Annotated in this window: 15 protein-coding genes; 11 read left to right on the top strand and 4 right to left on the bottom strand. The window is 49.2% G+C overall.

From position 1 onward, the window contains the following. Positions 1 to 35: 35 nt before the first annotated feature. The gene (locus tag H6F76_RS12860; protein WP_190508676.1) at positions 36 to 821 is read right to left on the bottom strand and encodes a hypothetical protein; all 786 of its coding nucleotides are present in this window, start codon (positions 819 to 821) and stop codon (positions 36 to 38) included. A 37-nt stretch (positions 822 to 858) separates the two neighbouring features. Between H6F76_RS12860 and H6F76_RS12855 the strand changes: the two genes are divergently transcribed. Next, positions 859 to 1,047, top strand: a complete 189-nt coding sequence (locus H6F76_RS12855) for a hypothetical protein (RefSeq protein WP_190508674.1) — start codon at positions 859 to 861, stop codon at positions 1,045 to 1,047. Here H6F76_RS12855 and H6F76_RS12850 read toward each other — a convergent pair. After that, positions 1,044 to 1,976, bottom strand: a complete 933-nt coding sequence (locus H6F76_RS12850; protein ID WP_190508672.1) for a hypothetical protein — start codon at positions 1,974 to 1,976, stop codon at positions 1,044 to 1,046. The two genes, H6F76_RS12855 and H6F76_RS12850, sit on opposite strands and share 4 nt — an antisense overlap. A gap of 1,000 nt (positions 1,977 to 2,976) precedes the next feature. On the opposite strand from H6F76_RS12850, the gene H6F76_RS12845 reads away from it, so the two are divergent. The 6 genes from H6F76_RS12845 to H6F76_RS12820 all read left to right on the top strand — a co-directional run bounded on the left by H6F76_RS12845 (position 2,977) and on the right by H6F76_RS12820 (position 11,448). Further along, on the top strand, positions 2,977 to 3,813 hold the full coding sequence (locus H6F76_RS12845; RefSeq protein WP_190508670.1) for a peptidylprolyl isomerase: 837 nt from the start codon (positions 2,977 to 2,979) through the stop codon (positions 3,811 to 3,813). Positions 3,814 to 3,816: 3 nt separating this feature from the next. After that, positions 3,817 to 6,906 carry a peptidase domain-containing ABC transporter gene (locus H6F76_RS12840; protein WP_242036629.1) on the top strand — a complete coding sequence of 1,030 codons (3,090 nt, stop codon included), beginning with the start codon at positions 3,817 to 3,819 and terminating at the stop codon, positions 6,904 to 6,906. 109 nt (positions 6,907 to 7,015) lie between these two features. Then, positions 7,016 to 8,488, top strand: coding sequence for an HlyD family type I secretion periplasmic adaptor subunit (locus H6F76_RS12835; protein WP_190508668.1), 1,473 nt, complete (start codon positions 7,016 to 7,018; stop codon positions 8,486 to 8,488). A 20-nt stretch (positions 8,489 to 8,508) separates the two neighbouring features. Continuing rightward, positions 8,509 to 8,661, top strand: coding sequence for a hypothetical protein (locus H6F76_RS12830; RefSeq protein WP_190450077.1), 153 nt, complete (start codon positions 8,509 to 8,511; stop codon positions 8,659 to 8,661). A 664-nt stretch (positions 8,662 to 9,325) separates the two neighbouring features. Continuing rightward, positions 9,326 to 10,735: a CHRD domain-containing protein gene (locus H6F76_RS30470; protein ID WP_242036628.1), complete on the top strand. Its 1,410-nt coding sequence runs from the start codon at positions 9,326 to 9,328 to the stop codon at positions 10,733 to 10,735. A 182-nt stretch (positions 10,736 to 10,917) separates the two neighbouring features. Continuing rightward, positions 10,918 to 11,448 (top strand): DUF2808 domain-containing protein, encoded by a 531-nt coding sequence (locus H6F76_RS12820; RefSeq protein WP_190508666.1) that lies wholly within the window; start codon positions 10,918 to 10,920, stop codon positions 11,446 to 11,448. Between the two features lie 9 nt (positions 11,449 to 11,457). On the opposite strand, the gene H6F76_RS12815 is transcribed toward H6F76_RS12820, so the two are convergent. Further along, positions 11,458 to 14,376 carry a CHAT domain-containing protein gene (locus tag H6F76_RS12815; protein ID WP_190508664.1) on the bottom strand — a complete coding sequence of 973 codons (2,919 nt, stop codon included), beginning with the start codon at positions 14,374 to 14,376 and terminating at the stop codon, positions 11,458 to 11,460. A 502-nt stretch (positions 14,377 to 14,878) separates the two neighbouring features. On the opposite strand from H6F76_RS12815, the gene H6F76_RS12810 reads away from it, so the two are divergent. Next, positions 14,879 to 17,902: a filamentous hemagglutinin N-terminal domain-containing protein gene (locus H6F76_RS12810; protein ID WP_190508662.1), complete on the top strand. Its 3,024-nt coding sequence runs from the start codon at positions 14,879 to 14,881 to the stop codon at positions 17,900 to 17,902. A 579-nt stretch (positions 17,903 to 18,481) separates the two neighbouring features. Here H6F76_RS12810 and H6F76_RS12805 read toward each other — a convergent pair. Next, entirely contained in the window at positions 18,482 to 19,174 is a 693-nt protein-coding gene (locus tag H6F76_RS12805; protein ID WP_190508660.1) for an NUDIX domain-containing protein, read from the bottom strand. Between the two features lie 58 nt (positions 19,175 to 19,232). Here H6F76_RS12805 and H6F76_RS12800 point away from each other — a divergent pair, with 58 nt between their 5' ends. From H6F76_RS12800 to H6F76_RS12790, 3 genes are read left to right on the top strand one after another with little or no spacing between them, the layout of a single operon-like run. Beyond that, positions 19,233 to 20,054: a protein phosphatase 2C domain-containing protein gene (locus tag H6F76_RS12800; RefSeq protein WP_190508658.1), complete on the top strand. Its 822-nt coding sequence runs from the start codon at positions 19,233 to 19,235 to the stop codon at positions 20,052 to 20,054. After that, entirely contained in the window at positions 20,048 to 20,821 is a 774-nt protein-coding gene (locus H6F76_RS12795) for an ADP-ribosylglycohydrolase family protein (RefSeq protein WP_190508656.1), read from the top strand. The genes H6F76_RS12800 and H6F76_RS12795 overlap by 7 nt, the downstream gene beginning before the upstream one ends. Before the next feature lie 20 nt (positions 20,822 to 20,841). Further along, positions 20,842 to 22,740, top strand: coding sequence for a hypothetical protein (locus H6F76_RS12790; RefSeq protein WP_190508654.1), 1,899 nt, complete (start codon positions 20,842 to 20,844; stop codon positions 22,738 to 22,740). Positions 22,741 to 22,754 lie beyond the last annotated feature (14 nt).

Here is a 22,754-nt window from a genome sequence, read left to right as displayed (position 1 = left end):
TTGTACCAATTCAGGAAGTGTTAGCTACAGCTATCTCACTGTTTGGGCATAGCAGCGTTTACTTTTGGCAAGGCAATGGGCGGTATGGCAGGCAGGTCTTCCGTTGCCACTTGTAGCATGGTTGCATCTGGTGTAAAAAGCTGCGTCATGGCTTTTTGCAGCAGTTCTTGCACAGGCAGGCTTTGATACATTGGTGTGCCTTCTAAGGCTTTAACGGAATCAATGACACCTTGCCAGTCACCAGATCTTTTGAAGGCGATCGCTTGTTGCAGAAAGCTGTCCTGTTTACTCCAGCGTTGCCGTAATTCAGTAACACGATCGTGCAACTGGCTGGTAGCGGGAATCATGTCAAGCATACTAAGGGCTTTGGCAACACGCGCGTGTTGGCATTCACTGGTTGCTTGCCGCAATAGTTCTCTTGACCAGTCTTCCTGGAGTTGGTGCGCCATCTCGTAATGCTGGCTGTTTTTAGGAATACCAGCCACGCGATTGATTGCTTCATTCAGTTGATTGCGATCGCTAAATGCCTGCGCTTGTTGCAGCAAATCGCTGTAAACAGCTTCGATCTTGTTCGGCAGCTTGCTGAGGCGACGATCGCTCCATTGATCATTCACCAAGGCTTCGGGCGCTGTACCACTGGCTAAGTGCTGTGCGTTCTGAAAATTTTGTGCATTTTGCAAACAACGGTCTTGTATTCCAGCAACGTTAGGCGCAGGTTCGCAATGAGGAAGAGTGGGTTCCGATACCGATGGGTGTGACCAACCGTAAAGGGCTAAGAAAGAGCAAGCAAGTGCTCCACGCTCTAATACCTGACGACTCATAACGAAATAATTTCAAACTAAACAACAATGGATTGCCATGTGTTATCAGCACACTACTGCCTCACGACGGCAGCTTTACACCAGTGCTGTTGATTGGTGGATGAGTGGGTCTGTACCCATCCACCAATCAGTCATGCGATCGCTTAAGGATGGAGCGGCTTGTACTACTGTGTTACAGCAGCACCGCATCGATCTTGCTAACGCACAAACCCGATACAACGGCTAAACCAGAGCAAAATCATTTGCCGAAAAGTTTGCCACGTTTGCCAGTCCAGCCTCGCCACGCTGGTTGTCCAAATTAGCAAGAACGCTGATATCTCCACCGTCGCTGAGGTCTTTAGAGTAGACGAGCCGGGTCAGCCCCAACGTTGAGTTGAAGTAAACAAATGCGCCTTCATCGGCTGTGATGTTGGGGTTGTTAGCGATAGCGCGTGCAGCCGCCCCAGCCGCAGCAAAGGGATTGGTCAGCACAATAACGTTGCCATCGGTTGCAATTTCAGACGCTTGCCCTTTCTGAAACGTAATCGCATCCAGACCTAAATCCGCTTGAGCCAACGCAAATTTGTCTTCACCAACTGTATAGTCCAGGATTACATCTGGTGTGTTCAGCACATTAATGCCGGTTTGTCCTGCAAGGGCAGGGGTGCCATTGGCAAACAGATTACCTTCGTACACAAACAGATCTTGCCCCTCACCGCCTCTCATGAGATCTTGTGTATCACCGCCAATGAGGACATCGGTGCCCTCTTGACCTTCGAGCAAATCACTACCTACACCGCCAGCGAGAATATCGTTGCCAGAGCCGCCAAAGAGTTCGTCACTACCCGCGTCGCCAAACACAACGTCATTACCATCGTCAGCTTGAAGCCGATCGTTGCCATTGCCACCAAACAGCGCGTCGTTACCACCTCCTGAAGCCAGCAAATCATTACCATCACCGCCGAGCATAAGGTCGTTGCCTACCTTCAAAAGATCGCCACTTGAGCCAGTAATGGCAATGTTATCTCCTGCATCCCCAAGAAAATTAATCCCAGCCGCTGGGTCAGTTGCTGCGTTAAGACCACCTGGGAATTGAGCCTGTCCCAGCAGTGAGGTTGGATTGTTTTGCAATAGGGACAAAATTGCGTCTAGCCCAATCTGTGCGCTAATACCCATGCTTATTTCCTCGTAATTGGTTAAATTGCTTTCATCGAACTGAGAGTGCCAATGCTCATCTGACGAACATGAACTAACACCAGATATATGAATGTGCTCTTTCTCACCCTTACGCTGCTACAGGATAGCGTAGTGCTAAAAACCAGGGGATTTCTACACACTGTGCTAGCCGTAGTGTGTCATGTAGCTTGTCTAGCCGCATTGAGACAATCGAGACAGCGCGATCGCAAGAGCAGAAAAAACTGGTGAAAAGGTTGAGCAGGCTGCTTAAGAGAGCGTTAGAAGCGTCTCCAGCACTGGTTGATGAGTATAACTGGTAGCTCGCACCTGCACGTGAGTAGTAGTGCAATACCACTCTGTATCAAGAGTAAAGAAAATATAAGGCTTTAGCCAACCTGAAATTCTCAGAACTTTTCACAAGGTTCATGATTATTTTATACTTAGCTACCTCAGTAGTAGTGCAACGCAATTTTCGCTAGGCTCCTCGCTTTCACAGAAGTTTCCAGCTTTTCTGACAGACGACTACAAATAGCGCCGTAATCTAGATGTGCTTTTTTTGACCACGAACCCAGAAATAGATTAATTGGAACCAAGTTTGCAAAAGTGGTTCTAGTTGATTTTTACCTTGCACGTTGTTTTGTTTGATGCTAGCTATAGAGGCGGTTTAGAGCAAATTGACCGGATCGATCCTTATTTAACTAGAACAGTTAGAAAATTGGTTCTAATTAAGTGATGACGCAAATGATTGTGTTATTGTTTGGGTCGGTGCATAAGTATAATCCGTCCCCTCGTGAGTTTGATGATGGTCGGTCTGCATCGTTCGGCACATAGGTGCTTTGGCATACTGACGATCGACGCTTTCAGGTTTAGATAAATGGGTGCGACTGTGACAAGGATTTGTGCTGCAAGGCAGTACTGTTGAGGCAGTAAATGGCTAGCTAACCGATCGCTGCTTACACCTTTGCAGCAAGTGCGGTTCACACAGGGTAAAGCTTTTGCTATGAGCAACTATTTGAAGATTGGCGATCGCACATTAGATGGCGATCAAATTATTTCGGCTTTGATTCGGTATCAGCTTCTAGAAACAATGGTCGGGCAGATTCTGATAGATGAGGTGCTTCAGAACGTACCCTTGTCAAAACAGGAGTTATTTCACACTCTCTTTGGCAATACTGAGGTTCCAGTACCCGATGACTTTGATGGTTTTATCAGTCAGTGGTGTCAGCTTAAAGGAGTCACACTAGATTACTTCAAGTCTGTGGTGCTGCGGGAATTACAGCTACAGAAATTCAAGCAGCTTCGGTTTGGTGACCAGGTTGAATCAGAGTTTTTGCGGTGTAAGGCTGAGATGGATCAGGTGGAATACTCATTAATCCAGCTCACTAATTTGTCCTTAGCGCAGGAACTCTATTTTCAGCTACGCGATGATGGAGCAGATTTTGCTCAACTGGCACAGCAGTATTCTGTAGGGCGAGAACGCTTGACAAGTGGTTGGGTGGGTCCAGTGCCATTGGCAACGCTGCCGATCGAGGTCGCAGCACTGTTTCGTAGTGAGCAGATTGGCACAGTCTACGGTCCAGTACCCGTTGCAGATAGTTTTTGGGTTGTGCGGCTAGAGCGCTTTACTGCCGCACGGTTAACTGAAGCAACGCGCGCTGATGTAATCAATCGTCTTTATAACCAGTGGCTGCAAGCTCAAATTAGAGCAATGACACAGACACCAGGGACGATCGCAATACAAACAAACGTGCCAGCAGAGGCAGTGGAATCAGAGCCGTTGCTATCACAGACGATACCATCACAGGCAAACGAACGACTGCCCGTAGCAGCACATTAAGACTTGAAGAATGCACAAGGGTTTACAGCGATGATGCAGGTTGAAGCACCGATACAAGCGTTTCTGACAGATTTTTTTGCAGCGTGGCCCTTCAATCATCTCCCTGCCCATTTACAGAAAACGATCGCTCCAAACCTCCAGTTGTGTTCGTTTCAACCCGGAGAATTGATTTATCCTTCTAGAGAACTCCCCTCAGTCGTTCACTGTGTGGTACAGGAGCGGGTGCGGATTCTTGGTCCTACATCCTACCAAAGCCCAACCTTAGAAGTGGTGGGTGATGGTACGGTGATCGGTTGGGATAGCTTGCTGCGGCGTGTTTCGGCTGGTTCCGTGCGGGCAGCGATGGCGGCTCCAGATACCGATCGTGAAGTGTTGACCATGGCACTGTCTGCTGATGCATTTGAAACGCTGGCATTAGAACACTTGCTACCTGTGTTGATGCGGCGCGTGAGCTTGATGGAATTGTTTGATACACTGTCTCGCGCCCTCTCTAAGATGCCCGATCGCACGGCTGGCATTAATCTAACGGAAGTTGTCCATCATATCGAGCGTGAGAAGTTAGCGGTGGCGCAGCACTGGTATCCCGAGACGGAGACGGTGGAAGCGCTAGCTCGCAAACTATCGCCTGATCGGGTTTGGTTAGTGAGTGGTGGTGCAGCGCTCAACTTGCCGATTGGCGCATCTGTGGGGAATGTCGAGCAATTACAGCTAATTCATCCATCACGGTTTCCCGTACGGCTACTGGGAATCGATCGCACGTGTTTGGCTTCGGCTGTGTTGCATCAGTCAGCTTCTGGCTTGCCTGCCGCTGCACCAACCAATCAACAACTACTGGCTCCGACCGATGCTTTCGTGAACCTGACAGAGCCAGTAGCAACTGGAAATCTCCCTGACATTACCGCGTCTAAAACCTATCCCATTTGGCGATCGACCGCGCCTGACCTAATTGAAGATGTGGTCGCTTGTTTCGGGATGGTTTGTGAACGTTTACAAATTCCCTTTCGTCCCGATTCGTTACGCCGTTCGCTCAAGCAGCAGGCGATCGAGAAATTTGAACCCTTTGATCTCTATGTCCGTATTGCTCAGGCGCTCGGTCTGAATGCTTATATCGTGCGCTTTACACCAACAGCAGGTGGCATTAATCGGCTCACAACGCCCGCGCTAGTTGAGTGCAGCAATATTCTCGCGGTACTGCATGATGCAACAGCAACAACGGCTGTACTGGGTTCACCGCGCACGGGTTTGCTGCGACTTGCCCCTACTGAGTTAGCCTCTCGTTTAACGCTGGATGCCAGTGCTACAGGCACCCGTGAAACGGCAAGCTGTCGGGCGATCGTTCTGGAGCGGTTTGCTACCACACCGACTAAGCGGTTCGGCTTTGATTGGTTTTTACCGTTAGTCGCAAAGCAACGGGGCACACTGGCGCAGGTTTTGCTGGCTTCGGTCGTGATTCAGCTTTTGGGTTTAGCCAACCCACTGCTAATCCAACAAGTAATTGATAACGTCATCATCAAGGCAAATGCCGATGCCATGTCTATGTTTGGCATCTTGATGGTTTCGTTTGCCTTTGTAGAAGGGATCTTAACAATCTTACGCACGTATTTATTGCTCAGTACCACTAACCGAATGGATTTACATCTGGGTGTGGAATTGATTCGCCACTTGTTGCATTTACCACTCAACTTTTTTGAAAAACGTCCGGTTGGCGAATTATCGTCACGATTACTGGAACTAGAGAACATTCGCCAGTTTATGACTGATACAGCCATTACTACCGTGATGGATGTCATCTTTTCGGTGTTTTATATTGGCGTGATGGTTCTCTACAGCGCTCAGCTAACCCTTTGTGTCCTGGCAACGGTACCGATCGTGATTATTTCGACGCTGCTTATGTCTACCGTTCAGCAAAAACTGATTCGTACTAAGGCAGAGCAGGGTGCAAAAGTACAATCGTATATGGTGGAAGTGCTGGGTGGTATTGCCTCTGTCAAAGCCCAACATATGGAATCCCTCGTTGAAGCGACTTGGCGCGATCGCTACGTGCAATATCTCACCAGTGGCTTCACCACTTCAACCATCAACACCATTTTCTTCTCATACAGTCAATTTTTGAATACGATTAGCAGCTTGCTGGTGCTGTGGGTGGGTGCTGGGCTGGTATTGAAAGGAGAACTATCGCTGGGTGGCTTAATTGCCTTCCGCATTCTCACAGGTTACGTGACAGGACCGCTACTGCGTCTTGCAAGGCTCTGGCAGCGCTTTCAAGAGACATCCCTTTCGATGGAACTATTGGCAGATATTGCCGATGCGCCGATGGAAGGTGAACTGTCCCAGGAAAAAGCATTCCTGCGTTTACCTGCGATCGACGGGCGCATCCAGTTTCAAGATGTGAGCTTTGGGTTCAAGCCAGGACAACTGCAATTGATGAATGTATCTCTAGATGTACCGCCCGGCACGTTTGTAGGTATTGTTGGGCAGAGTGGCTCTGGCAAAAGTACGTTGATGAAGCTGTTACCTCGGTTGTATTTGCCCCAGTCGGGCAGTATTACTATTGATGGCTATGATGTCAATAAAGTGGATTTGAATTCCTTGCGATCGCAAGTAGGCATTGTTTCGCAAGATGCTGTGCTGTTTCAAGGCACCATCCGCGACAATATTGCCTTATTTGAAGATCTGCCGGATGAACTTGTGATTGAAGCAGCACGAGTTGCCGAAGCACATGATTTCATCATGCAATTACCGGATGGTTATGCAACACAGATTGGTGAACGTGGTTCGGCAATTTCAGGCGGGCAACGGCAGCGCATTGCGATCGCCCGTGTTGTTATCCGCAACCCCCGACTCTTGATTTTTGATGAAGCAACCAGTGCCCTTGATTACGAAACCGAACGACGAGTCTGCCAAAATTTGATGCAGCGCTTTCAAGGGCGCACGTGCTTTTTCATCACCCATCGCCTCAATACGATTGCCCATGCCGATCGAATTCTCTTCATGCAAGCAGGCATTATCGCCGAACAGGGAACGCATCAAGAGTTGATTGCCAAGCGCCAGCTCTATTACTGCCTCTACTCACAACAATCACGCGAAGCATAGAACACTGGCAAAACAGTACCTAGCGATTCGCGCTGAGTGGTCAAAACCAACGCAACACTGCTCTCCTTACCCCTCACTCCTCACTCCTCAATTCATTTGGAGAAAAGTTATGACCCGTCACTGGTTAGCTAATCCCTTTGAGGCATTGCAAAAGCATTACCGAAAAAAGTTGGATCAGGTTGAGCAAAATCTGGAAATTAAAACCATTACGTTGCCACCCATAGCACCCTGGACAAAACTCATCACACAAGTGATTTTAGTTGGTATTGCTGCCGGTGCTGGGTGGTCGATCGTGGCACGTGTGGATGTTGTTGTAACGGCAACCGGCAAACTAGAGCCACTCTCGCAATCGCAGATTATTCAATCACGTGCGGGTGGTGTAGTAACGGCAGTGCTAGTGCGGGAAGGGCAAGAAGTAAAACAGGGTCAGTTATTAATGCAATTAGATAAAACTGCCCTCTACAATCAACTCCAAGAATTGCTACTTCAGCGCGATCGCTTAGTGAAAGAAATCGCAGTACTACGCACAGTACGAGAAGGGCGCTCAATGGAATCCTTAGGCAAACACTGGGCTGGGATGCCACCAGAATTAATGAACCAGGTGCAAATGCGTATGCTGCTGGTGGCTCAACTTTCAGGCAACCCCAGCAAACTCTCTCCAGAGCAACGTCAGCGATACGACCTGTTTGAACGGCAATGGCGCGATCGACAATACATTGGCAATTTACAGGAAGCAGACATCCAGGCAAAAATTAATGAAACCAATGCACAGCGAACGCAAACAGAATTCCAATTGCAAACAGAGCAAGAACTAATTGCACGGCTAAAACCCCTAGTAGATCAAGGCGCTATTTCTCGCATTACTTTACTTCAGCGCAATGTTGGTGTGAGCGAACTTCAAAGTCAACGCACCCAAAATTTCTTAAAAAAGCAGCAGTTAGAGATTAGCCGCGTCCAGACCAGAGCTGAAGAAGGCAGGACGATGAATGAAATGCTGCAAGATTTACAACGGCAGTTAGCCGAATTAGATACAAGATTTGATACCACAATCAAAGACAGCCAGCAGCAATTGATTGCGGTCAATAGCAAATTAAGCCAGGTGCAACTCGACCTAAAAGCGCAGGACTTACGCGCTCCCACTGATGGTGTTGTGTTTGAATTGGGACCTAAGCTTCCAGGCGTTGTTTCTCAGGCAGGTCAGACGCTGCTGCAAGTCGTGCCTAACGAAGCACTCACTGCCCAGGTCAAAGTTGCTAACGCCGATATTGCCAATGTCCATGTTGGTATGCCCGTCGATGTTCGGGTTGATGCCTATCCATTTACTGAATATGGTTCGCTTAAAGGGATTGTCTCAAAAGTTGGTAGTGAAGCAGTCAAGTTGAGCGAACAAGCTCCAGGTGCCACTGTCTTCCCGATCGAAGTACGCCTCGATCGCCAGTTTATAGAACGCAAATCAAAGCGATTACCCCTCACCCCTGGTATGAGTATTGCGGCTCTGGTCAAAGTGCGGCAGCGTGCTCCGATTACTTACGTTACCGAGGAAATTACTAAGGCATTTGATGGTCTCAAATCCGTTCGTTAACGCGAAGGTGGAAATTAAAAATGCGTCAAACCATCCTGACTTCTATCCTTTTTATCAGTAGTGTCGCAGGTACAATAGCCATTTTTCATCTTGCTTCGATCGCCTCTTTAGCAAATGGAATGCCCGCTCAGTTCAAGCAGCATCTTGCTAAGCAGCACTTACTACACGATTAAAGATGGAATGCCTAACTGGCAGAATTTCTCTCTCCTTGTCCCCCAAACGCTTTTTAAGAGCATTTGGGGGATATTTTTATGCAGTTTACTCGCACAGGACGCATGAACAAGTCTGCTGATGCTCTTATCGCTATGGATAAGGGACAAAGATAAATCACAAAATTCGCCTTCATTTCCATTTTTAGCAACGCTTACAATCACAAGTCCACGCAACTGATTGACCAATTAGAACCAAATAGAGATGTTAGTTCCAATTAATTATCAATTTAGTTTCAAAATTGGCTGATTTAGCCTTGCCAATGGGTGTGCATTTGCTATAGTTGAAACGAAGAGACGACAATGACTGATTGTAAAGGATTGCAAGTCTCTAGAGGCTTCATTAGTTTTTCACTTTCACAGATTTCACAGACGCTATATTGCTCAAACCACTCATCATCTTATGCCAGTAGAGCGGTCTGTTAGTCCTTTTGCATTTACCTCGATTGAATTGTAAGACTTCAAGCTAGTGCATAGCTGACTACCATACCAGTTCGTTCAAACTTTAGAACTATTGGTATTCAGCTTCTACAATGTATGCCTTGGTAGCTAAAGGCGCTTCTGAAGCTAGACTTTAACGTTCGGTCTTGATGTCTCTTCATCTTGTTCTCAACTTTTAGGAGTTCTTATGGAAGGCTTTGATCACAAAAACCATTCTGAACAACATAATGCTAGTGGAATAGCAGATCCATCAGTCAGCACAGCTAATGCGGGTGCGATCGCCAGTAGTTCAAAAGGTTCTTCTGTATTGGATTCTGATCTTAAGCAAGCGCTGGATCAAACGCTCTCACCTGATGAAAAAGCAGCAACGCCAACAGCAGTAACGAACCCTGACGATCACGATCATGGACCCAAAGTGGGTGTCTTTGAGACCCATGTAGATTTAAACAACGTTGCTAATGCTCGATCGTTGAATGCTAAACAAGTTAGCAAACAGGGTTCTTTCACAGACACTTTTGGCAATAAAGGTGATTTTCTCAATCCCGGTGGCGGTAACAATACAGTCATTTCTGGTAGTGGCAATGATGTCATCCGAGGCGCAGGGCAGGGGTTAAACACTATCACCACAGGTACTGGTAGAGACACCATCATTCTAGGTGAGGAAACTACTAACCGGATTTTTGATTTTGATCCATCAAAGGATCGGTTTGCGCTACAAGGCATCAACCCTAAAGATATTGTGATTGCACAGGGCAAAAATCCCGGTAAAGGTGGGCTGGAGCAGCCGCTTGATTCTGTAAACAATGCACTAGTGATTGACAAGCGAGGTGGGCATATCCTCGCTGCGTTGACATTTACTAAAGCCTCTGACCTTAATGAAGGTCACTTTTCAAAGCTCACTGGACAAGCAAACAAGAGCTTAAATGAGAAGGAACTGCAAGACCTTGGGTTCGCAAGCCAAAGTGGCAATGGTCAACTTACTGGAACACAGGAGAACGATCGCTTAATCGGCGGCAAAGGCAATGACTTTCTCTATGTGGGCAATGATGGGTTTAAATTCAACACTGCTGGAGCAGCGTCCGGTGCGACTGAATTTCCCTTCAAAAATGATAGCCCTGGGTCAAGCGAAATCAAGCTTGAGTTGAAGGATGGTGTGCTGCGTGCCAATGGTTCGTACAAGAACTTTGACGCTGCCCCACTTTTCAGCCAGGGTGAGACAGCCATTGACCCCAAAGCAACCATTCTCAATGGTTCAGATCCGGTGTCTTTGATCAATAACTTCTTGCAGGTACCGAAGGATGTGGAAGGCAATGTGCTTTCCGGTACGCATCTACACTTTAGTCCAGCAGAAGATGGTCGTGGGAGCTTTGCTGATGCCACCGTGGTGCGGTTCTTCAACAACACTGTGATTGATCCCAAATCTGGCACGATTACAGGTGAGTTTGAATTGAAACCAGAAGAGCAAGCTGCGCTCCTTGCCGGTAACTTGTATGTGAACATCCACACCAATGTTGACCTTGATGGCGATGGTAAGGCTGGCTTCCCAACTGGGGAAAATCGCATCAACATCAACAACAAAGTGGTGCAATTTGCGTAGCCATTAAGCGTTAGCCTGCGGTTTACTAAAAAGCCTCAGGCTGACGTAACACCACACATCAACTTTCTTGTGAAGCGAGCGACGAAGTCGATCACCTGTTGAGGGGTTTTACTTCTCAACAGGCTTCTTTCTACATTTGAGTGCTTTAACAGACAGCAATTTAACCATCATGGAGTGAAGTGATGCAACGGGCGAATTCTGTTCTGATGTTAGTTGCCATCAATGTTCTGCTAAACGCCTGGACAGCGTTGGCTAAACCTGGCAATCCTGTCATCAGTTTTGATCGTTCAAGGCTGACGAATGAATTTGTTGTCAGCGATCGCACAACGGGCAGCAACACTTATTTATTGCCTATGACCTTACCGAAACGAGTAGGGAAACAGTTCGCGAAAGTATCGATTTCGTTTACAGAACAAAACCGAGACAAAACGATCGCGCCCTTACAGTTTGATCTTCCTAACATCAAAGCTTTTGCAGGTGCAACCAATGAGGGGAGACGGGCAATTGCGATTCAAAGAACATGGATTGACGAGACAGGCAGCCTATGGGTGCAATTTAAGACACCGATTCCTCCTCAAACCAAACTTACCCTGGCGCTGAAACTACGCCAGCTACCAGCGGCTGCAAGTTATGACTATGGCATTGCCGCTTACCCAGAACCAAAAGCGGCGGCGAGCTTTGTGGGTGATGGCACGTTGACCCTGAAGCGATAACAAGCCTTTTTACAGCCAGCTTCCAACCAGAATTAACGCTGCCCAATAGCCAGGATGGCGACGATCGCTCGGCTGCTGCTGGAGCCAGCTTTTTTGTGCCGCTTGTAGCGCCTTGGCACGGCTCATCCCTTGCTTGAGCGACTGGTAGAAGTGGGTAATCAATTGCGCGGTTGCCCGATCGTCCACCTGCCAAAGTGAGGCAACCGTACTACGTGCCCCTGCCTGGAGCGAGATACCAGCAATGCCCAAAGCCTCGCGATCGCTCCCCACTGCTGTTTCGCACGCTGTTAATGTCAGTAACTCCAACATAGTTCCCTGCCGCATGGTGCGGAGCATTTGATAAAGTGCATTCATCGTCAGCGTTTCATTGTAGTTTTGAGGAACTAGTTGCGAGTCGAATGATTGGTTCCTTCCCGATCGTTCATTGCTCATACTTTCCCCTCTCTCTCCTCTCTCCTCTCTCCTCTCTTCCCTCTTCCCACCCGTCACCAAAAACGTGTCGCGAGCATCCATACCAAATTTGCCGTGCGTTGCTAAATGTACGATCGGGTAACCGTTTTGCGTTAGCTCCTGTTGCAGACGATCGAGGTTAAAAGCCTCATCAAATAGCCCTTTGCTATCTGGAAGCGCGGCTTGAATACTGTCAATTTCTCCCTTGACGTAGCTAAGAGGTGGAAAGAAGGTTGGGCCTTCGACGACAGATGGTTGGGTTAAGCCAAACCCCAAGACACGCAGCGAGTGGCGATCAATGCGAGATGGATTGATCAAAGTCAGGCTCAATGTGCTGGCGAGCGCGTATTGTTCCACCAAAAACTGTTTGCCATCATAGAGTGCCGCCATTGGCAAACTGCGTAAAATGCCATCCTGAATAAATACCAGCGTTTCGATCCGCGCGGCTTGCAAGTCTTGTGCAAACGGAGCAATCAACCAGTCGTACATCTGCCGCGATGTTACTTCATAGGTCTTTGCTAAATCAGAGCGGGTTTCTAGCTGGCGGCGTAGTTGGTTGACGGTCGTTTTGAGAGTTTGAGTGTTGACAGGCAACCATTGTACCTGAGAATGAAATTGATGGTTTGGTGCTGGCAACGTTAGTATAACTGCCACGCGATCGCCCAGCATGATGGAGCTGAACACAGCCGTTTTTTGATCAACTACGGTAACGGGTGTTGCGTTCGCCTCAAGCGTACAATCCTCACCGAGATAGTTTTGCAGTTCTGCCAGACGCAATCGATCAATGGTTTCCAGCGCTGAGGCAATCGGTTTGGCAGAGGCAAACTCAGGCTTCACCTCACCCAGATCCTTGTTCTTCTGCTGTGTTAGCGTTTGGCGTTTGGTTGCCTGCTCCAGGTAGAGTGCAGTTAACTCTCGATACACTGGCTCGACCGTATCCCGAAAGTCAAACTGAAAATCTCGACTCGCGCTTGCTAAATCGCCCCGAATGGTTTGAAGCGTTTTGACTGCGAGATCGTAGGCAGCGATCGCGGCACCTGTTTTTTGTTGTAACTGCAAGATGCGACCAGTCTGCCACTCCCATAAATAGCGGCTATCGTAGTTTGCCGCCGCGAACTGTGCCTGCTGCGTCAAGGTCAGCGCTTGCTCATAGTTTTGACGACATTCGTAGACGTGCCCCAAGCGTCCTAAGGCGAAGGCTTCTGACTGCGAATCACCAATTTGTTGCGCGATCGCGATCGCCTGTTGCAACAACGTTACTGCTGATGTGGGCACGTCAGTTGCCAAACAATGTGTAGCCGGATCGCGATCCCAATCACCTTGCCCTAGTACCTGCTGCGTCAACGTTGATAGCCGGATCGCCGCGTACACTTTTTCACGCGATGCAGGTAATTGGGCGAGGAGTGTTTGAGCACGCTGGAGCGCTGTATTAGGGGAGAGGGGAGAGGGGAGAGGAGGAAAGGGGGAGGGAGGGTTTCCTAACGGTTGTTTCGTAATAGCTTCTGCCTCCTGCCTTCTGCCTTCTACCTCCTGCCTTCTACCTCCTGCCTCCTGCCTTCTACCTCCTGCCTCCTCTCGACTCTGAAGCGGCACAATCAAGTTGAGGAGCGATCGCAGTTCGTTGACAGCATTGTTCTGATCACGAGCAATGGTCAGGCTGGTTTCAAAGAACTCGATCGCCTCACGGTTATAGCGGCTTGCCGTTTGTGCTAGCGCTTGTGCCATTGGTTCGTCGGCAGACTGTTGAGCATAGTAGCGGCGGCGATCGTCTCGTTTTGCCAGACTGACATAGGTATTGCCCAACCCATTTAAAGCGGCGAACTGGTGAGACTGGCTCTGCATCTGCGTGGCTAGCTTGAGGGCAGTTTGGAGATATTGCAAGGCACGCTCGTACTCGCCGCGTAGACGATGAACATTACCCAGAGTGCCCACGGCTGCTACTTCGCCTGTAGCGTCAGATTGGCGGCGAGCGATCGCCAGCGCGCTGTCACTACTGCACGAGGAGTCTGCATCTTGATCAGTAAGGTCACGGCAAAGAAGGGCAATCGCTTTGCGTTGCTGTCCTAGGCTGCTGTAAGCCTGAGCTTGCTCCGTCCGCATTCTGCCGACTTGAGTGATGTTACCTGTTTGTTGGTAATCAACGATGAGTTGGTCCAAATGCGCGATCGCCTGATCAACCTCACCAATTTGCTGCTCTGCCCGCACGAGATACTTTAAAGCCGTTCCCCTTACGGACGAGGCACGGTCAGTGGTAAGACGTAACGCCGTTTGCCAGTGGTCGATCGCACCCTGTACATCACCATTCTGATAGTGCTCTAAGCCATGCTGAAGCCATTCCGTTGCTCCAATTGCACTGCCTCTGCTGTCGTTAACACCGTGAGCCAGCGATCGTGCGGTGGTAAAACCTCGCCCTAGCCAAAGACATAAAAGCAGACTGCTAAAAAAGAGAAGTCGAAGCAGCTTTAGACGGTGGCGCATGGGTCACAGATGTGTGGCAGCAGCGAGGTTGGATGTTAAACAGTAGCGTTATTCTACCGCTAGTAGAACAGCCGCTTTTGACCTATACCAATCCCAATGCACCTTCTACGCAACTAAAGAACACTTTTTTTCACAAAACTACGACGTTTCATGACAAACTTCATCAAGGTAACGGGTCAGTCAGCCATACTTTTAGCCTCTGATACGGTTAAGTAGGCAGCTTCAATTAAATGTAAGAAGGGAGTAAGGGGGTTTACCGCCTGCGCGCCCAAAACTATCTTGACAGCGGTTTTCAGGTGAGTGCTACACAAGCAACGTCTCAGAATTAAGGCAAAACAGGCAGTTCGTGTGGCACGCACAAATGAAAATTGCTGTAAGTTAATTCCACCCAGCTACTAAGAACGATGGCAGCTAACGTTTAGCGCTTAACAAACGCTGTCACCGTTCAGACTCGCTGCCCAATAAGAGATTCCGAGCCGTCGCACTGGAGGGGACGTTGGTTATGGTCGGACGATCGCAATGGTTACGTTTTATCAGTCAGGTCTGCTGCCTTACGTTGCTGGGGCTGGGTGATCGTAGCGTGGCGCAAGTCACACCCGACACAACGCTGCCAAGCGGCGAGCGATCGCAAGTCTCTGCGGGACCGCTGTTTCAAATTGATGGGGGTGCCATTCGCGATCGCAACCTGTTCCATAGCTTTGCCCAGTTTTCTTTAAGGCAAGGCGAAACAACGTTTTTCAATAATGCCGCGACGATTACCAATATCATCAGTCGCGTGACGGGTGGGCAACCATCTCAACTAGACGGGTTAATCCAAACCAGCGGGAGCGCCAATCTTTTTTTCATCAATCCCAGCGGTATTCTTTTTGGACCTAATGCCGCGCTTAACGTGGGTGGTTCCTTTCTGGCTACCACTGCAAGCGCCATTCAGTTTGGCAATGAGGGTCTTTACAGCGCAACCAATCCCACTGCGCCATCGCTGCTGACAGTCAACCCATCGGCGTTGCTGTTTAACCAACTAGCAAATCAGTCGATCGTCAGCCAGGCAAAGCTCCAGGTGCCCAGCGGTCAGAGTCTAGCACTGGTAGGCGGCAATGTTTTGCTTAACCAAGCGGCGTTGCTAGCGCAAGGTGGGCGAGTAGAGCTAGGCGGCTTGTTTGGTCAAGGTGTCGTGGCGCTAAATGGCAACGGCAGCAGTCTGCGCTTGAGCTATCAAGACTTACAACAACCACTAGCCGACCTGTCGTTGACGGGGGCTGAAGTGAATGTTCGTACAGGCGGCAGCATTGGCGTGAATGCCCAAAACTTGCGTCTTGCTAGCGGCAGTAAGCTACAAGGTGGCGTTGCTACGGGTGAAGGCATTCCAGGCAGTAAGGCAGGCGACATTGACCTGAAGGTGTCGGGTGCGATCGTATTTACGGATGGGAGCTTGATTGATCATGCAACATTGGGCAATGCCGACAGCGGTAATGTCAACGTTACGGCTGGCTCCATACTGCTGAAGGACGGTTCGCAGATCAATGCCAGCAGCTTTGGCAGAGGGAATAGTGGCACTGTCACGCTGCGATCGCAAGGTGCGGTGATCGTTGATGGTGAAGCTAGCGGTGGGCGACCAGGCGGTATCTTCAGCCAAATTAATGCTAATGCAGTGGGCAACAGTGGCGGCATTAACATCTTTGCTGAGTCTGTCACAGTGACCAATGGTGCGCTTTTGTCCGCCAGCACACTCGGAATTGGTAACTCGGGCAGCATTAACATTCAGGCACAGAGGGAGGTGCGCTTTTCAGGCGTAGGTTCGGTCAATCGGTCTGCAAGTGGTTCGGTCAATCAGTCCGCAAGTGGTGCCTTTAGCCGCGTTCAAAGCGGGGCAGTGGGCAATAGTAGCGGCATTACCATTGTTGCTCGCAGCTTACTTATGGAAAACGGCGCTCAACTCGATGCCAGCACGTTTGGTCAAGGGAATGCAGGACTGATCGACCTTCGGGTCTTGGATGCTGTGACGCTAAAGGGCGATCCATCAAGCACTCTTGACGATCCTGGCGGCATCTACAGCTACATTGGCGAACGTGCGATCGGCAATAGCAGTGGCATTAGCATTACGGCGCGATCGTTCCTGGCAAAAGGTGGGGCAGCCGTTGTCGCCAGCACCTTTAATCAGGGAAACGGTGGCGATGTTCGCCTGCAAATTGCTGAAGCCGTCACGCTAGACGCACAGGTGTTTAATTCGTCTAACGAGCGTTTCTCCTCCAGCGGTATCTTCAGCAGCATCGGACCGAAGGCTCAGGGCGACAGCGGACAAATTAGCCTGAATGCCGCTTCGCTTACCGTCACCAATGGAGCCGCGATCGCCACCAGTGCACTTGGTAATGGCAAAATGGCTGGGGTCAACATCAACGTTGCGGGCGCAGTTTCCTTCGATGGCGTTGGATTGGATGGCTTTCCCAGTGGCATTTTTAGTCGTGTAGGTCGGGGTGCGATTAAGGATGAGAGCGGCGGAAATGCCATCACCGTTACGGCGCGGTCAGTCTCGCTGACTAATGGCGCACAGTTTCAAACGAGCACTCTTGGTCAACAACCCGCAGGCTCCATTAGCATCAACGCGATCAATGATGTGCGAATCGTGGGCAAGGATGCAGCGACGGGGCAATCCAGCGGCTTGTTTAGCGCGACTACCATCAACAGCAGCGGCAATGGTGGCAATGTTAACGTGGGGGCACGATCGCTATATCTGCAAGATAACGCCGTCATTTCTGCCCAAAGCGAAGGAACAGGCAATGCTGGCACGATCGCCCTTAGCCTGCACGAGCGTCTGCAAGCCATTGACAGCCAGATTCTAACGACATCGGCTCAAGCGGCAGGTGGCAATATTGCGATCGCCGCCCGCATTATTGAGCTACGCGGCAATAGCGATCTGACAACAAGTGTCTTGAGCGGCACTGGCAGCGGCGGCAATATTACCTTGGGTGCACAGGCGATCGTGGCGCTTGCTGATAGCGACATTCTGGCAGCGTCCCGCGACGGCAGTGGAGGCGACATCACTTTGAATACGCCTGCCTTCTTCGGCTTTCGCTATCAACCGGAGGCTGACAGTTCTAACATTGCGGCGCTAGATGGCAATGATCGGGTGGATGTCAATGCTAGCGGTAGGCTACGGGCGGGAAACGTGGTTGTACCCAGAGTGACATTGCAGCCAAGCCGCGTATCTTTACCCACGGAGGTTGTAGACACCAGCCAGCTTATCGCCCAAAGCTGTATGGCTCGCAGTTTGCGTCAAGGTAGCTTTATTGTCACAGGGGCAGGCGGCTTGCCAAGTTTGCCGGATGATTTGGTGACAACACCATTCGCAACTGAAGAGATAACGCTTGCCACCTCAGCGCAAGCCAACAGAGAAACGGGAAATAGAGATGATGGAGAGCATTCAAAGACTGCGTTGGGAGCGGCAGGGGCTAGTATCGTTGAAGCAGATGGTCTTTATGAACTAGAAAATGGTGCGATCGTCCTGGGTCGATCATGTAACCGCTTCTAAGAATCGTGAATTTAATCAATCCGCAAACTGTACGGGCGGACTTAGCAGACCAAACGGCATCCTGCAATCGCTTTAACAGCAAAACCCGCCCCTACCAAAATCGAACTTATTTAATTCCCATTCTTAAGACAGCATCCGTAAAACTTTGAGCCTGCTTTCCAAAAGTGGAAAGTCGCTTGCATCACAGAGGAATGTCTTTGCAGAGCAATTGCCTTAGTGTTGATTTACACCAGTAACCTTAAGAAAAGCTCCATACGAGCGCTAGCCTGTTCTTGAACGCCTCCTATGCAATTTGCCTTGAGTCGTTGCAGTTGGGCAACAGATAAAAGTGATTGACATTGATTCTGTTTGCTTTCAAATGCATTGGGCTGTTCTTTAATTTCTAGTGATCGTTTGTGCTTCGACGGTCAACAGTGTTCGCCCCAGACCCATCCCTGGGGCTTTCTTATCTCCGAGTCTTAGCAAGAGTTAGACCAATTTCCTTGCTACACGCTACACACAAAGCAAGCTCCCTCTGCCTGCGGCTTCTCTTGTCAAAAGGGGGATCAAGTGGGGGATATAGCCAGTACTTTTTGATGACTAAAGCTCAAAGTTGAACCCTTTTTCTTTCAATTGACGGTACGTTGATTCGTCAAATTGGTAAAGTCGGGCAGCTCGATGGGCGACTTCGGTCTGGGTTTCATCTAATTCGATTAGCAAACCCATTTTGAGAATTTTTTTGCGGAAGTTGCGTTTATCAAGAGGCATTCCCAGCACCGTTTCGTAGAGGGTTTGCAGCTGGGAAAGGGTGAATTTCTTGGGGAGAAGTTCAAACCCGATCGGCTCATAACGAACTTTTCCTTTCAGTCGGGCGATCGCCATTGCAATAATTTCGTTATGGTCAAACGCGAGGGGTGGTAACTGAGTAATGGGAAACCATCCCGCCTCACTAGCATCCGTTGCAGCCCGAATGAGATGTTCTTGAAGATTGACCAGGGCGTAATAGGCAATGGTAACAACGCGCTCACGAGGGTCGCGATCGAGCAGACCGAAGGTATACAACTGCTCTAAGAACACGTCTTTCAGCCCAGTTTCTTCCTGTAGCTCCCGACGGGCAGCCGCATCCACTGATTCATCAATGCGGACAAAACCGCCAGGCAGTGCCCATTGATCTTGAAAAGGGGGCAAGCTGCGCCGGATGAGCATGACTTTGAGGCTGTTCGGCTCATCCAACCCAAAGACGACGCAATCGACAGCCAGGTTAGGACGGGAATATTCGTACGTGTAGGTCATGGGTTGACATCGTGTAATTTTGACACTAAGCTTGGTGTTATAGAAACACTATCCCATAATGAAGAACGAATTTGAACTGGTAGGTGGCTCGGTTATCGGGCGAGAACATCTGCGAGTGGGCAAGAATAACCAGGATGCGTATAGCTGGAATGTATCTGAAGCAGGGGCGATCGCGGTGGTATGTGATGGGTGCGGCAGCGGGATGCATAGTGAGGTCGGTGCAAAATTGGGTGCCCGCATGATTGTGGAAACGCTGCATCGTTCTCTGAAGAGTGGTATGTGCTTGGAGCATGAGGAGTTTTGGCAAACCATTCAGCAAAAGCTATTTAACCAGTTACAACAAGTTGCGGAACACTTAGGGGGCGATCGAGCACAAACGGTGCGAGATTATTTGCTCTTTACGATCGTGGGCGTTGTCATTACACCTGCCATTACCTCTATCTTTACATTAGGCGATGGCGTGATTGCAGTTAATGATCAAGCTATGCAATTAGGTCCGTTCGCCAACAATGCGCCGCCGTATTTAGCGTATGGTTTGCTGGAGGGGGACATTTCAGAATCCTTACCGCTTAAAGCATTGCAGGTTTTACCAACTAATCAGGTGCAGTCTATGTTGCTGGGCAGTGATGGCGTAATTGATTTGATGGAAGTGGCTGCACATGCGCTACCAGGACGATCAGATGTTGTAGGTGACATAGCTCAGTTTTGGCAGGACGAGCATTATTTTCGCAATCCTGATCAGGTGCGGCGGCGTTTAGCACTGCTCAACCGCGAAGTCACAATGCTCAATCCACAATCCCAACAATGCTCAAGGCAGCCTGGTTTGTTGCCAGATGACACAACCCTAATTGTAATTCGCAGAAAGGAGGCGGCATGTTAGGCGCGATCGCGGGTGATATCATTGGTTCCGTTTACGAGTGGAATAACATCAAGACTAAACAATTTCGGCTGTTTCGTTCAGAATCCCGGTTTACGGATGACACGGTGCTGACGGTCGCGATCGCCGATGCCATTCTAAATCAGGGCGACTATACCGACACTCTGAAGCAGTATCATCAGCGCTTTCCGGGAGCTGGCTATGGTGGTACGTTTAACGCCTGGGCTGGTTCCAGTAACAGGGAGCCTTACAACAGTTGGGGTAACGGTTCTGCGATGCGTGTTAGTCCAGTGAGCTATGCATTTGACAATTTGGAGCAGGTGTTACAGGAAGCTAAACGCAGTGCTGCGGTGACACACGACCACCCCGAAGGCATTAAGGGAGCGCAGGCAACTGCTGCCGCCGTTTTTCTGGCACGGACGGGACAGAGCAAACCTGAAATCAAGGCTTACATTGAATCAACCTTTGCCTACGATTTGAGTCAAACATTAGATACTATTCGTCCCAGTTATCAGTTTGATGTCTCCTGCCAGGGTTCTGTTCCACAAGCCATTACAGCTTTTCTAGAATCAATGGATTTTGAGGATGCGATTCGTAATGCCATTTCTCTGGGTGGCGACAGTGACACGATCGCGTGCATTGCAGGCAGTATTGCTGAAGCGTTTTACGGGGGTGTACCAGAGGCGATCGCCCAAGAAACTATGATTCGTCTCGATCAACGTTTGATGGATGTTGTAGACACATTTACCACTCGTTATCCATCTCACTAAGTTCATTGAGTGACAAAATTATGGATGTCTATATTAATGGGAAACGGATTCGGGCTGACCCCAAGAAGGCGATCGGTAAAGGTGGCGAAGCAGATGTTTTTCAGCTTGATCAAACCACAGCCCTAAAGCTATTCAAACCACCGACGCACTCAGATTATCAAGGCTTACCACAGGAGCAACAGACTGCCCGCGATCGTCTTCAAATCCATCAACAAAAACTACTTCAGTTTCCCCGTCATTTACCATCACGAGTAATTACCCCCAGCGCCCTTGCCACTGATAAAGCGGGAAAAACGATTCTCGGTTACACCATGCCATTGTTGAGCGGTACTAATCCTTTGTTGCGGTACGGTGAACGTAGCTTTCGGCAAGCGGGAATTTCTGCCCAGACCGTTGTACAAATTTTTCAAGATTTGCATGACACGGTTTCTAAGCTGCACTTCCATCACGTTATTATTGGTGATTTCAATGACTTAAATGTGCTGGTACGAGGGACAGAAGCTTATTGCATTGATGCGGATTCGTTTCAGTTTCAGTCCTTTCCTTGCATGATGTTTACGGCTCGTTTTGTTGACCCGCTATTATGTGATCCAAGCGCTCCTCAACCGCTCCTGCAAAGACCTCCCACTATTGTCTCTGATTGGTACGCCTTTGCAGTGATGTTGATGCAGTGTTTATTGTTTGTTGATCCCTATGGAGGCATTTATAAACCCAAAGACCCGAAGCAGAAGGTGTTGCAGGCAGCACGATCGCTCCATCGCATCACAGTCTTTCACCCAGAGGTACATTATCCCAAGCCAGCTATTCCCTACCGTGTTTTGCCAGATGAATTGCTGCATTACTTTCAGCAGGTGTTTGTACACGATCACCGGGGAGAATTTCCTCGATCGCTGCTAGACAACTTACGCTGGACGCAGTGCCCTACGTGCGGCAAAGAACACGCCCGTGACCTGTGTCCTGGCTGCCAACAAACGCTTCTAATTGCTGTAAAGGCGGTAACAACAGTGCGAGGAACAGTGACTGCAACGCGCTTGTTCCAAACCGAAGGAGTGCTTTTATATGCCACTGTAGAACAGGCGCAATTGAAATGGGTGTATCACGATCACGGACACTTCCATCGCGAAGATGGTTCTGTAATCCTGAATGGTGAACTAAAACCGAATCTTGACTGGCGTATTCAAGGCAACCGCACACTTCTAGGCTATCAGGGGCAGGTCATAACCTTCCATTCACATAAAGCACCCGAACGAATCGCAGTTGAAAATCTTGGCTCAATTACCCTCTTTGATGCCAATGAATCAGCTTCTTACTGGATTAGCAACGGACAACTCTTATGGAACAACCCCTACGCCCTGCTCCCCACTCTCCACAGCCCTTCCCATATCGGAGATGTTTTATCCAATCAAACCCGTTTTTGGGTCGGCTCTCGGTTTGGTTTTGGCTTTTATCAAGCTGGTAATTTCAAAGTTGCCTTTGTCTTTGATGCTAATAAACCAGGGCTGAACGATCGCGTCCAACTGCCCGCATGGCAAGGGCAACTCATCCACGCTACCTGCACCTTTAGCCAGGAGTATGGTTGGTTGTTCTTAACCACTCAAACGCAAGGACAAATCCATCACACCTGTGTGGTCATTCAATCCAATGGAACCATTGCTGCTACGGCTCAAGCAACAAATGGCACCAACCACTGGTTAGCAGCCATCAACAAGAAAGATCCTGGTTGTGCGATCGCCAATTTTCTCTTAGCAGCCACCGATAATGGCATTATCCGCATTGAGCTACAGCAGGGACAACTCGTGCACACAAAGACCTTTGCCGATACCGAACCATTTGTAGACAGCAGTTGCCAACTGTTGCCTGCGTTAAATAGCTTGTATGTAGTTAGCTCTCACGAAATTTACCAACTCGTGATCGCTTAACCACAACAGATAGT

The organism is Leptolyngbya sp. FACHB-321 (assembly GCF_014695975.1).
Classification (GTDB): Bacteria; Cyanobacteriota; Cyanobacteriia; order Leptolyngbyales; family Leptolyngbyaceae; genus Stenomitos.
Note: the sequence above shows the minus strand (reverse complement) of the source record. Positions and strands in the feature narration are given on the sequence as shown.